The following is a 12,475-nucleotide window of genomic DNA, read 5'->3' as shown; positions in this document are numbered from 1 at the left end:
GAGAGTTCAGGCCGGTGAGGCGGCGTCGCGGGTGGAGGCGGCGTCCGCCTCCAGCGAGGCCGCGATCACGTCGAGCAGTTTGTCGGTGTCCACCGGTTTGGTGATGTAGTCGTCTGCGCCGCTGGCCAGGGTGCGGGCGCGGTCCTCGGCGGTCGCCTTGGCTGTGACGGCGATCACCGGCAGGTCCGCGTTGGCCGCCTCGCCTCGGATTGCCGCGATGGTGGCGTTGCCGTCGAGTTCCGGCATCATCACGTCCATCAGGACCAGCGCGGTGTCCTCGTTGCGTTCCAGGGCGCGGATGCCGTCGACGCCCGTCTCCGCGTAGATCACCTCCAGGCCGGCCTGTTCCAGGACGGCGGCCAGGGCGAACACGTTGCGGAGGTCGTCGTCGACGATGAGGACTTTTTCGCCGTGGAAGCGCTTGGGGGTCACGTCCGGGGCCGCCACCAGGACGGTGCTGGGCACGGCAGGCAGGCGGGGTGACGACAGCGCCGTCAGGGCCGGGTCGACCAGGTTGGCCGCGGCCACCGGGAGGTACAGGGTGAACGTCGAGCCGACGCCCGGTTCGCTGACCACCCGAAGCTCGCCCCCGAGCAGTTCGGTGAGCTGCTGGCTGATGTTGAGCCCGAGGCCCGTTCCGCCGTACTTGCGGCTGGTCGTGCCGTCCGCTTGGCGGAACGCTTCGAAGATCACCGCCAGTTTCTCCTCCGGGATGCCGATCCCGGTGTCCTCGACCGCGAAGGCGATGATTCCCGGCGCGTTGCGCAGCGACTCCTGCTCCACCTCCGCCGGGTCGGCCGCGCGGATGTGGAGCCGGACGCTGCCTTCGTCGGTGAACTTGGCCGCGTTCGACAGGAGGTTGCGCAGGATCTGCTGGAGGCGGTGCTCGTCGGTGTGGACGCTGCCGGGCACCGGCGGGTCGATGTGGACGGCGAACTCGAGGCCCTTGTCCGCGGTCAGCGGCCGGCACAGCGACTCGACGTAGTCCACCAGTTCCGGGAGCGTGATGTCGGACATCTGCATGTCCAGCCGGCCCGCTTCGACCTTCGCCAGGTCGAGGATGTCGTTGATCAGCTGCTGGAGGTCCGAGCCGGCCGCGTAGATCGTCTTCGCGAACTGGATCTGCTTCTCCGTCAGGTTCCCTTCCGGGTTCTCCGACAGCAGCTTGGCCAGGATCAGCGCGCTGTTCAGCGGCGTGCGCAGCTCGTGGGACATGTTCGCCATGAACTCGGTCTTGTACTGCGACGCCACCGTCAGCTGCCCGGCACGTTCCTCGAGCTCCTGCCGCGCCTGCTCGATCTCGCTGTTCTTGACCTCGATGTCGCGGTTCTGCTGCGCCAGCAGCGCCGCCTTCTCGGCCAGCTCGGTGTTGGACCGCCGCAGCTCGCCCTGCTGGGCCTGCAGCTGCTCGGACCGCGCGCGCAGCTCCTGCGCGAGCCGCTGGGACTCCGTCAGCAGCGCCTCGGTCCGCGAGTTCGACAGGATCGTGTTCACGTTGACGCCGATCGTGTGCCGCAGCTGCTCCAGCAGGTCCTGGTGGACCGTGCTGAACTCGTTCACCGAGGCCAGCTCCAGCACCCCGAGCACCTCGCCCTGGAACAGCACCGGCAGCACGATCAGGTTCACCGGCGCGGCCGAGCCGAGCCCGGACGAAATCTGCGCGTACTCCGGCGGCGCGTTGTGCACCAGGATCGTGCGCTGGTCGACGGCGGCCTGGCCGATCAGCGACTCGCCCATCGTGAACCGCAGGCCGGCACGGGACTGCGCGAGCCCGTACGCGGCGATGCACTCCAGCACCGTGCCGTCGCGGTCGTCGTCGCGGGCCAGGAAGAACGCACCCTGCTGGGCGCGGACCAGCGGGGCCAGCTCGGACAGGATGAGCGCCGCGACCGAGGCCAGGTCGCGGTGGCCCTGCATCCGCCCCGACAGCTGCGCGAGGTTCGTCTTCAGCCAGTCCTGCTCGCGGTTGGTCCTCGTCGTCTCCTTGAGGTTCGCGATCATCTGGTTGATGTTGTCCTTGAGGTCGGCGACCTCGCCGGACGCGTCGACCGTGATGTGCCGGGTCAGGTCGCCCGCCGTCACCGCCGTCGCCACCTGGGCGATCGCGCGCACCTGGGTGGTCAGGTTCCCGGCCAGCTGGTTCACGCTCTCGGTGAGCCGCTGCCAGGTGCCCGACACGCCGTCGACCTCGGCCTGGCCGCCCAGCTTGCCCTCGGTGCCGACCTCGCGCGCCACGCGCGTGACCTCGGAGGCGAACGCCGAGAGCTGGTCGACCATCGTGTTCATCGTGGTCTTGAGCTCGAGGATCTCGCCCCGGGCGTCGACGTCGATCTTCTTGGTCAGATCGCCCTTCGCGACGGCGGTGGTGACCTGCGAAATGTTGCGCACCTGGCTGGTCAGGTTGTGCGCCATGAAGTTGACGTTCTCGGTCAGGTCCTTCCAGGTCCCGGCGACGCCGGGGACGCGGGCCTGACCGCCGAGGATGCCCTCGGTACCGACTTCGCGGGCGACGCGGGTGACCTCATCGGCGAACGCGCGCAGCGTCTCGACCATCCCGTTCAGCGTCTCGGCCAGCGCCGCGACCTCGCCCTGGGCCTCGATCCGGATCTTCTTCGACAGGTCGCCGTTGGCCACCGCGCTCGCCACCGTGGCGATGTTGCGCACCTGGTCGGTCAGGTTGTCGGCCATGACGTTGACGTTGTCGGTGAGGTCCTTCCACGTGCCCGCGACGCCGCGCACGCGCGCCTGGCCGCCGAGGATGCCTTCGGTACCGACCTCGCGGGCCACGCGGGTGACTTCGTCGGCGAAGGCGGACAGCTGGTCCACCATCGTGTTGAGCGTGGTCTTGAGTTCGAGGATCTCGCCGCGGGCGTCGACGGTGATCTTCTGCGTCAGGTCGCCCTTCGCCACCGCCGCGGTCACCGTGGCGATGTTCCGGACCTGGTCGGTCAGGTTGTTCGCCATCGAGTTGACGTTGTCGGTGAGGTCCTTCCAGGTCCCCGCGACGCCGGGCACGGCGGCCTGGCCGCCGAGCTTGCCCTCGGTACCGACTTCGCGGGCCACGCGGGTGACTTCGTCGGCGAAGGCGGACAGCTGGTCCACCATCGTGTTGAGCGTGGTCTTGAGTTCGAGGATCTCGCCGCGGGCGTCGACCGCGATCTTCTGGGTCAGGTCGCCGCGCGCGACGGCCGTCGCGACCTGGGCGATGTTGCGGACCTGGGTGGTCAGGTTGTTGGCCATGAAGTTCACGGACCCGGTCAGGTCGCGCCAGGTGCCCGCGACGCCGGGGACCTGCGCCTGCCCACCCAGCTGACCCTCGGTGCCGACCTCGCGCGCCACTCGGGTGACTTCGTCGGCGAAGGCGGACAGCTGGTCCACCATCGTGTTCATCGTCGTCTTGAGCTCGAAGAACTCGCCGCGGGCGTCGACGGTGATCTTCTGGGTCAGGTCGCCCTTCGCCACCGCCGTGGTGACGTGCGAGATGTTGCGGACCTGGTCGGTCAGGTTGTCGGCCATCTGGTTGACCGAGTCGGTGAGGCTGCGCCACGTCCCGGCCGCGCCCGGCACCTCGGCCTGCCCGCCGAGCTTGCCCTCGCTGCCGACCTCGCGCGCCACCCGGGTGACTTCGCCGGCGAACGCCGAGAGCTGGTCGACCATCGTGTTCAGCGTGTTCTTCAGCTGCAGGATCTCGCCGCGGGCGTCGACGTCGATCTTCTTCGTCAGGTCGCCGTTGGCCACCGCGGTCGCCACCTGCGAGATCCCGCGGACCTGGTCGGTGAGGTTGTCGGCCATCAGGTTGACCGAGTCGGTGAGGTCGCGCCACGTCCCGGCGACGCCCGGCACCTGGGCCTGGCCGCCGAGCTTGCCGTCCGAGCCGACCTCGCGGGAGACGCGGGTGACCTCGTCGGCGAACGCCGAGAGCTGGTCGACCATCGTGTTGATGGTGTTCTTGAGCTCGAGGATCTCGCCGCGGGCGTCGACGTTGATCTTCTGGGTCAGGTCGCCGCGCGCGACGGCGGTGGTGACCTGGGCGATGTTGCGGACCTGCTCGGTGAGGTTGTCGGCCATGAAGTTGACCGAGTCGGTCAGGTCGCGCCAAGTGCCCGACACGCCCGGGACGACCGCCTGGCCACCGAGACGTCCCTCACCCGCGATCTCGCGGGAGAGCCTCGTCACTTCGGCGGCGAAGCGCGACAGCTGCGCGATGAGGCCGTTGACCGTCTTGGCGAGCGTGGCGTACGCGCCCTGCAGCGGGCGCCCGTCGAGGGTGAGCGTCATCGGCTGGGACAGGTCGCCGTCGGCGACCCCGCCGAGCACGCGTTCCAGCTCGATCGCCGGGCGGGTGAGGTCCTCGACCAGGCCGTTGACGGCGTCGACGGCGGTGGTCCAGCCCCCGGGACCGACCTCGCCTTCGAGCCGCTCGCTGAGCCTGCCTTCCTGCCCGACGGCCGCGCGGACCCGCAACAGCTCGCTGACCAGCCGCTGGTTGCGCTCGGCGATGTCGTTGAACGCGACGGCGAGCTGCGCCGAGATGCCGTCGCCGTGCGGGACGAGCCGCCGGCGGAAGTTGCCGTCCCCGAGATCCCGCACCGCCGCGAGCACCCGCTCCAGCGCGGCCGCTTCGCTCTGGGATTCCGTTGTCATGTGTGCCGACCCTCTCCACCACGCATGCGCCAGCCATGGTCGTCGACCCAGCGTGCCATGCTTCGCCCTACACTTCGAGCCAGCCCGCCCGCTCACGCGGTAGCCGCACGACAGCAGTCCGGAGGCAGGAGGTCCGTGCATGGTGTCACGTCCGGCCCCGGCCTCGGCGGCCCCGCCGCCGGTGACCGGTGACACCGGGCCGCCGGGCATCGACGCCTTCACGCGGGCGGCCCTCGAAGACGTCCGGGACGCGGTGTTCCTGCAGGACGCCGCCGGTGCGGTGGGCTGGGCGAACCCGGCGGCGCGGGCGCTGGCCGGCGACGCCGAGCCGCAGCTGCACTCCCGCTCGGAGACCGTGTCGCCCCAGGCCGGGGGCTCCGCCACCCGGACCCCCGCCGAACCGGGGGTCGGGCACGTCGAAGTGGCCGGGCACCGCCGTCCCGCCCGCATCCGGGCGCTGCCGGGCGGCTGGCACGCCTGGACCGTGTCCGCGGCCGACGTCCCGCAGCGGCACGTGGGCGACTTCCTGGCCGAGGCCGGCCCCCGGCTGGCCGCCGCGCGCGGGCGGCACGGCACCGCCCGGGTGATCGCCGAGGTGGCCGCGTCCGCGCTGGCCGAAACCGTCTTCGTGCTGCTGCCGACCACCCGCGGCCGGTGGGAGTGGTGGAGCTGCGAGCGGTCCGCCGCGCAGGGCCACGGCCGGATCCGGCGGGTGCCGGCCCAGGTCGCGCCGGTGCTGGCGGCGACGTTCGGGGCCACCGGGCCACCCCGGCAGGCCCCCGTGCCCGCACCCGAGGTCGCCACCCTGCCGTCGGTGGTCGCCGACCGGTTCGAAGGGCACGCCGAGGTTTCGGTCGTGTCGCTCGGGCCGAGCGCGAACGCCGGCGTGACCGGGGCCCTGCTGCTGGGCCGCCGCGGCGACGCCGGGTTCGGCGCCGAGCAGTCCCGTGCGGTGGCCGAGTTCGCGGTGGCGGCGGGGACGGCACTGGCCAACGCCCAGCGCTACGCCCGGCAGGAGGAGGCGACCCGCGGCCTGGAGACGACGCTGCGCCCGGCCGACCCGCCGGAGCTCGACGGCGCCCGGTTCGAGACCTGGTACGAACCGGCGGGCGGGGTCCTCACCGTCGGCGGCGACTTCTTCGAGGTCCAGCCGCACGACGACGGCAGCGCGTTCCTGGTGCTCGGCGACGTCTGCGGCAAGGGGCCCGAGGCCGCGGCCCTGACCGGCCGGGTCCGGCACGCCCTGACCGCGCTCGCCATGGTCGAACGCGACGGCCGCACGCTGCTGCGGCTGCTCAACGAGCTGCTCATCGCCGGCGGCAGCAGCCGGTTCGCCACGCTCGTGCTGGGCACGGCCCGGCCGTCCGACGGCGGGGTCGGCCTCACGCTGGCCTCCGGCGGCCACCCGGCGCCGCTCATCGTCCGGCGCTCGGGCGTCGTCGAGGAGGTCACGGTGCCGGGCACGCTGGTCGGCATTTCGCCGCAGGCCCGGTTCGCCGAGGCGGAGGCGCGGCTGGAGCGCGGCGACGTCTGTCTGCTGTACACCGACGGCATCACCGAGGCCCGCAACCGGCACGACCAGACGGAACTCTTCGGAGACGACCGGTTGCGCGCCGTGCTCACCGCGGCGGCGGGCGAGCCGGCCCGGGAGGTCGTGCGACGGCTGCGTCAGTCCGTTCGAGACTGGCTCGGCAGCTCGGCACACGACGACATCGCTGTGCTCGCCATCGAATGTGCGGACTGATTTCACTGTCCACTATGGACTTGGTTTGACGCCTGGACGAGGGGGTAATTACCCCGGTGCACTCAGTTTTCCGACGGAGGAGCCCCATGGCGAACGCATTGCAAGGACGCCGGGTCGCGATCCTGGCCGCGGACGGCGTCGAACAGGTCGAGCTGGAAAAGCCGCGCCAGGCCGTTCTCGACGAGGGTGCGACGGTCGAGCTGGTTTCGCTGGACACCGGCGAAATCCAGGCGATGAACGGTGACATCGACAAGGGCGACCGGTTCCCGGTGGATCGGAAGGTCGCCGACGTCGAAATCGGCGACTTCGACGCCCTGCTGCTGCCCGGCGGCACGATGAACCCCGACAACCTGCGCACGGACCCCGCCGCGGTCAAGTTCGTGGGCGACTTCGTGCGTGCCGGCAAGCCGGTCGGGGTGATCTGCCACGGTCCGTGGACGCTGGTCGAAGCGGATGTCGTGCGTGGCCGCACGCTGACGTCGTACCCGAGCATCCGGACGGACCTGCGTAACGCCGGTGCCACCGTGGTCGACGAAGAGGTTGTCGTGGACAACGGACTGGTCTCCAGCCGGAACCCGGACGACCTGCCGGCCTTCTGCCGGACGGTCGTGCAGGAGTTCGCGTCCTGACTCGATTTCCACTGTGGACATTCACCCGTTCGTGTGTGTTAAGTCCCGCTTAAATCTGTTGGCGTTCGGCGCGGTCGCGGAGGACGCTGAGGGTGTGACGAGGATCGCCCGTGGAGAGGAGGTGGACGCGATGACTGTGCACGCAAGGCGCTACGGCCGCTGGTGCCGTGAACACTTCGACGCGATCGCCGCCGAGGGCGTTCCCGCACCCCGGGGCGGCGAGCCCGCCGACCAGGCGCTGCCGCAACCCGAGCCGGAGCCGGTTCAACCGGTGGCCGACCAGCCGCAACGCTGATGACCACGAAGAAGGCCTCCCCGGGTTCGGGGAGGCCTTCTTCGTGTCCGGGTCAGCGGTAGCTGCGCCGGTACCAGACGCGCCGCGGGCCGGGGATGCCGATCCGGGCGATGACGTCGGTCAGGATGGCGCCGATGATCAGCCAGAGGACGGCGGCGAGGCCGTCGTTGAGGAACGTCCGCAGCCCCTCCGAATCCGGCGTGAAGAGGTTCCGCAGGCCGAGCGAGACGCCCGCCGACCACTCGGAGATCAGGTGCGCGAACCCGTTCGCCGAGTTCGCCCCGCCCAGCACCAGCACGATGTGCACGGCCAGGACCAGCGCGAACACCGCGCAGACGAGGTGGATGAGCGCGTTGACCGTGCGCACGACCCGGATGCGGGGGTGGGTGCGCTCCACGATCTCTTCGGTGGGTGCGGGCTCGTACGGCGTTCCGTACGGCTCCGAGGGCGGGGGATACGGCATCGTCGGCGCCGTCCTTTCGACTGTCCGATGTGGACGTATCTGGGCGAACAGGAACAACACCGGGGAATACCCGTCACCCGGGTGAGCGAACCGCATGTTCTGCAAACTTCCCTATCGTCGGCGTGATAGGGTAGTTTGAGGAACGCAAGGAGGGTCATGGCGCAGGACGTCTTCTCCGTCGAGCAGGTCGCCGCGAAGCTCGGCCTGCACGTGCGGACGGTCCGGAACTACGTGCGCGACGGGCGGCTGAAAGCCGTCCGGATCGGCAAGCAGTACCGGATCACGGCCGAGGACCTGGCGGCCTTCACCGGGCTGCCGGTGGCCGAGCGGGCCCCGGCCCCGGTCGCGGAGCTGTCCGGGGTCGTCGAGATCGCCGGGGTCGACCGGGCGGCGGCCGACCGGATCGCGACCATGGTCATGGCCTCGGTGAACGGGCCGCGGGATGCGGGCGAGCGGCCCCTGCGCGTCGAAACCATCCACGACGGGGAGCGCGCCACCCTGAAGATCATCGTGCTCGGCGACCTGGCCGCGGGGGCCGACCTGCTGCGGTGGGTCGCCTCGGTCGCGGAGAACCTGACGTGACCGCGATCTACCGGACGGCGTCCGGGGCGGCCGCGGTCCGCGAACGCTACGACGCGCTGCTGGACCGCTGGCCCGTGCCGTCCGGGCACCGCACGCTCGCCACCCGCCTGGGGGACACGTTCGCCGTGGTGTCCGGCCCGGAGAACGCGCCGCCCGTGGTCGCGTTGCAGGGATCCGGCGGTACCGCCGCGCACTGGCTGCCGGACATCGCCACCCTGGCCGGCCGGCTGCGGGTGCACGCGGTGGACGCGCCCGGCGAACCGGGCCGCACCGTCGAGGCCCGGCCCCCGCTCGGGTCGCCGGCCTACGCCGAGTGGCTCGACGACGTCCTCGACGGGCTCGAGCTGCCGCGTGCGGCGTTCCTGGGCACCTCACTGGGTGGCTGGTGGGCGCTGGACCACGCGCTGCGCCGTCCCGAGCGGGTCACGGCGCTGGCACTGGTCAACCCGTCCGGAATCGGCCGGCGCCGGACCGCGCCGCTGCTGAAATTCGCCGTCTACGGCTTCCTCGGCGACTGGGGACGGCGCCGGTCGCTGGCCATGGTCGCCCGGGGCAGTCCCGCCGATCCCGCCCGGCGCGCGGTCGGCGAGTTCACCCTCGCGACGTTCGAGCACTTCAAGCCGCGCCTGGAGCCGATCCCGGTGTTCCCGGTCGAGCGCCTGCGTGCCCTGGTGATGCCGGTGCAGGCGCAGTTCGGCGCCCGTGACGTCCTCCTCGACCAGCGGGACGCGGCGGCGAAGCTGGCGGAAGCCCTGCCGGCCGCCGACGTCCGGCTGGCCGAGGACGCCGGGCATTTCCTGCCCGGCTGGGCGGCCGTGGCGGCGGAATTCCTGGCCGGAAACCGGGCATGATCGACGGCGGGGGTGCTCATCGGGCCCTTCTTCTCGAAGACCGCATTCCACGACGTCGTGCGGGAATCGAACCGTGGCAAGGACGTCTGGTTCGCGACCGACCGCGCCGAGCCCGACGCCCGGCCGGCCGCACGGCGCTGAGCCGGGCGGCGCAACTCGCGCGCGGGTGGGCAACCGCCGCGCCGCGCGGGGCGTCAGGTGATCATGAGAATCTCCCGGCGCTGTGCGCTGCTGTTCTCCGTCCTCGTCCTCCTGGCCGCGTTCGCCGCACCCGCGACAGCGGAACCCGTGATCCCACCGGGGTTCCAGCCCGCGTCGACGAGCTGGACCGGCCCGGACACCGGGTACGTCCTGGGATATTCGCCGTGCGCGAAAGCGTGGTGCCCCACGCTGCTGGGCACCACCGACGCCGGACGGCACTGGCGGCGGCTGGGCGCGCCGCCGGTCGCGCTGCCGGACAACCACAACCACGTGGCGCTGAGGTTCTTCGGCGACCGCGTCGCCTACGTCAGCGACGGCGTCCGCGTGCGCACGACCCGCGACGGCGGTGCCACCTGGCAGCCGATCGTCCTGGCCGGGGCGCAGGAGCCGTACTACCTGTCGAAGATCGCCGAAACCGGCGGGCGCGTCTACGCCGTGCTGACCACCTACGGCGAGGGCCGCGGCACGACCCGGCTGTACTCGGCGACGGCCGGCTCGCCGGTACTGGCCGCCGCGCCCGGGTTCGCGGTCACCGGCGGACTCACCTACGGCGACCTGGCCGTCGGCGGCGGCCTGCAGGTCGCGCTCGGCGCGGACTACGGCACCGAGCAGTACTGGACCTCCCGCGACGGCGCCCGGTTCACGCCGGCCGAGCCGCCGTGCCCGGACGGGGAGGTCGCCTCGCTCGCCGCGGTCCGCGAACGCCAGGTCGTGGCGTTGTGCAGCGGCAGCCCCGGCTCGCCGCAGCCGGGCTCGACCGAGCGCCGGCTCCGGCACGCACCCCAGCTCGGCGCCCGGTTCAGCGAGGACGGCACGGCACCGTTCGCCGGGATCAACCAGGGCTTCGCGGCGGCCTCGCCGACGTCGGCGACGGTCGCGGCCGTGGGCGGCGGAGTCGGCTTCCTGCACCACACGGCCGACGCCGGCCACACCTGGACGACGACCGAGCTGCCGGAGCGCGGCTTCGCGCTGACCGATCTCGACTTCCCGGGCCGGAGGACGGGGGTGGTCGTGGACGGTCAGCCGGGTGCGGATGGTGGGTCTGCGGTGTATCGGTCCACGGATGGGGGAAAGTCCTGGCTTGAACTCCGTTTCGGGTAGTTCTCGCTGGCAGGCAAGGCCCTTGTGCCCGGTTCACTTGGTGCACCCCATGTCGTAATCTGAGCACTGTCCGTCGCCGGACACGGTGAGCGAAGCCGGGCAGGGGTTCGCCACCACGCGCAGAGTGGGAGAGCAGCCGATGACGCCTGGCGACCTGCGGTCCGGAACCGAGGGCGGGGCGGCCGCCCTCGATTTCAGCAAGGCGAGCCTGGCCCGGTTGTCCGACGCGCTCCTCGGGGGGCACGACCACTACGAAGTGGACCGTGAAGCGATGCGGCGGCTCCTGGCCATCGCGCCCGGCGCCCGCGCGATGGCCAAGGAGCACCGCGACTGGCTGGTGCGCGCGGTCCGGTTCCTCGCCGGCAAACGCGGCATCGACCAGTTCCTCGACCTCGGCTCGGGCATGCCCACCGCGGAAAACACCCACGAGGTCGCGCAGCGGTACAACCCGGACGCGCAGGTCGTGTACGTCGACAACGACCCGGTGGTGCAGGTGCACGGGCGGGCGCTGCTCGAGGAGAACTACCTGACCCACGTCACCGGCGCCGACCTGACGCGGCCGGCCGAAACCCTCGCCGACGAGGTCGTCAAGGAATACCTCGACTTCACCCGGCCGGTGGCACTGATCCTGACCTCGATCGTGCACCACATCGACGACTACGACCGCGCGAAGTCGATCGTCTCCGCGTACGTCGACGCGCTCGCGCCCGGGTCGTTCCTGCTGCTCACGCACCACTTCGACCCGGAAGAGGACTCCCCGCGCCAGGAGCTCGCGCGGCTGCTGGAGACCAGTTTCCAGGGCACCGGCCTGGGCAGCGTCTACCGCACCCGCGAGCAGATCGCGGGCTTCTTCGAGGGCACCGAGCTGCTCCGCCCGGGGCTCGTCTACCTGCACGAATGGTGGCCGGACGGCCCGCGCCTGCACCCGCTGGGCGAGCTCAACTTCCTGACGCTGGGCGGGGTCGCCCGCAAGCCGTGACCCAGCCCTAAGCGCACCCAAGGCCGCCTTGAGGCGCTTGGGTCAGGCGGCGCCCCGCCCCGGCTGCGAACGCAGTGAATGACTCATTCCTGGCGTTGGAGGCCAGGAATGAGTCATTCATGACGCCGCAGCACGGCCGTTGCCGTCAGGCGGCGTTGAAGGTGTCGGGGTCCGGGCCGGTGCGCTCGCCGCGGTCCAGCGGGGTCAGCGACTCCATCTCCTCCTCCGTGAGGGTGAACCCGAACAGGTCGAAGTTCTCCTCGATCCGGGACGGCGTCACCGACTTCGGGATCACGACGTTGTCCAGCTGCAGGTGCCAGCGCAGCACGATCTGCGCGGGCGTGCGGCTGTGCTTCACCGCGAGTTCCGCGATCACCGGGTCGCCGAGCAGGCTGCCGCCCTTGGCGAGCGGGCTCCACGCCTCGGTCGCGATGCCGTTCTTGGCGTCGAACTCGCGCAGTTCGCGCTGCTGCAGGTAGGGGTGCAGCTCGACCTGGTTCACCGCGGGGGCGACCTCGGCCGCGTCGAGCAGGCGCTCGAGGTGCGCGGGCTGGAAGTTGGAGACGCCGATCGCGCGGACCCGGCCGTCGTTGTACAGCTTCTCGAACGCCTTCCAGGTGTCGAGGAACTTGTCGCGGGCCGGGGTCGGCCAGTGGATCAGGTAGAGGTCCAGCTGTTCGAGGCCGAGCTTGGTCATGCTCTCGTCGAACGCCTTGAGCGTCGAGTCGTAGCCCTGGGCCGAGTTCCACAGCTTCGTGGTGACGAACAGCTCGTCGCGGGCGATGCCGGACTCGGCAAGCGCCTGGCCGACACCCTTTTCGTTGCCGTAGACGGCGGCGGTGTCGATGCTGCGGTAGCCCGCGTCGAGGGCGGCCTTCACGGCGGTCGCGGTCTCGTCGTCCGGGACCTGGAACACGCCGTAGCCGAGTTGCGGCATCCGCACGCCGTTGTTGAGTTCGATGTCGGGCACGCTGGTCACGAGGGGT

General features: G+C 71.3%; 10 protein-coding genes. 7 read left to right on the top strand and 3 right to left on the bottom strand.

Features of this window, described 5'->3' with window-relative positions:
• Positions 1–6 precede the first annotated feature (6 nt).
• Complete coding sequence (locus tag IE317_RS07870; RefSeq protein WP_191307729.1) at positions 7–4,644, bottom strand: HAMP domain-containing protein; 4,638 nt, start codon at positions 4,642–4,644, stop codon at positions 7–9.
• Between the two features lie 139 nt (positions 4,645–4,783).
• Here IE317_RS07870 and IE317_RS07865 point away from each other — a divergent pair, with 139 nt between their 5' ends.
• From IE317_RS07865 to IE317_RS07855, 3 genes are all read left to right on the top strand, one after another.
• The gene (locus tag IE317_RS07865; protein WP_191307727.1) at positions 4,784–6,388 is read left to right on the top strand and encodes a PP2C family protein-serine/threonine phosphatase; all 1,605 of its coding nucleotides are present in this window, start codon (positions 4,784–4,786) and stop codon (positions 6,386–6,388) included.
• Between the two features lie 86 nt (positions 6,389–6,474).
• Positions 6,475–7,017: a type 1 glutamine amidotransferase domain-containing protein gene (locus IE317_RS07860; RefSeq protein WP_191307725.1), complete on the top strand. Its 543-nt coding sequence runs from the start codon at positions 6,475–6,477 to the stop codon at positions 7,015–7,017.
• A 130-nt stretch (positions 7,018–7,147) separates the two neighbouring features.
• Complete coding sequence (locus IE317_RS07855) at positions 7,148–7,312, top strand: hypothetical protein (protein ID WP_191307723.1); 165 nt, start codon at positions 7,148–7,150, stop codon at positions 7,310–7,312.
• A 52-nt stretch (positions 7,313–7,364) separates the two neighbouring features.
• On the opposite strand, the gene IE317_RS07850 is transcribed toward IE317_RS07855, so the two are convergent.
• A complete protein-coding gene (locus IE317_RS07850; protein ID WP_191307721.1) occupies positions 7,365–7,775 on the bottom strand; it encodes a hypothetical protein in 411 nt (136 codons plus the stop codon).
• Between the two features lie 156 nt (positions 7,776–7,931).
• On the opposite strand from IE317_RS07850, the gene IE317_RS07845 reads away from it, so the two are divergent.
• The 4 genes from IE317_RS07845 to IE317_RS07830 all read left to right on the top strand — a co-directional run bounded on the left by IE317_RS07845 (position 7,932) and on the right by IE317_RS07830 (position 11,489).
• Positions 7,932–8,357, top strand: a complete 426-nt coding sequence (locus IE317_RS07845; protein ID WP_191307720.1) for a helix-turn-helix domain-containing protein — start codon at positions 7,932–7,934, stop codon at positions 8,355–8,357.
• Entirely contained in the window at positions 8,354–9,208 is an 855-nt protein-coding gene (locus IE317_RS07840) for an alpha/beta fold hydrolase (RefSeq protein WP_191307718.1), read from the top strand. The genes IE317_RS07845 and IE317_RS07840 overlap by 4 nt, the downstream gene beginning before the upstream one ends.
• 204 nt (positions 9,209–9,412) lie before the next feature.
• Positions 9,413–10,510, top strand: coding sequence for a WD40/YVTN/BNR-like repeat-containing protein (locus IE317_RS07835; RefSeq protein ID WP_191307716.1), 1,098 nt, complete (start codon positions 9,413–9,415; stop codon positions 10,508–10,510).
• Between the two features lie 139 nt (positions 10,511–10,649).
• Positions 10,650–11,489, top strand: coding sequence for an SAM-dependent methyltransferase (locus tag IE317_RS07830; RefSeq protein ID WP_191307715.1), 840 nt, complete (start codon positions 10,650–10,652; stop codon positions 11,487–11,489).
• A 145-nt stretch (positions 11,490–11,634) separates the two neighbouring features.
• Here the strand turns inward: IE317_RS07830 and IE317_RS07825 are convergent, their stop codons facing one another.
• Positions 11,635–12,468: an aldo/keto reductase gene (locus tag IE317_RS07825; RefSeq protein WP_308443389.1), complete on the bottom strand. Its 834-nt coding sequence runs from the start codon at positions 12,466–12,468 to the stop codon at positions 11,635–11,637.
• Between the last annotated feature and the right edge of the window lie 7 nt (positions 12,469–12,475).

This window comes from Amycolatopsis bullii, assembly GCF_014654205.1.
GTDB classification, from domain to species: Bacteria; Actinomycetota; Actinomycetes; order Mycobacteriales; family Pseudonocardiaceae; genus Amycolatopsis; species Amycolatopsis plumensis.
This window is presented reverse-complemented; position numbering and strand designations above follow the sequence as displayed.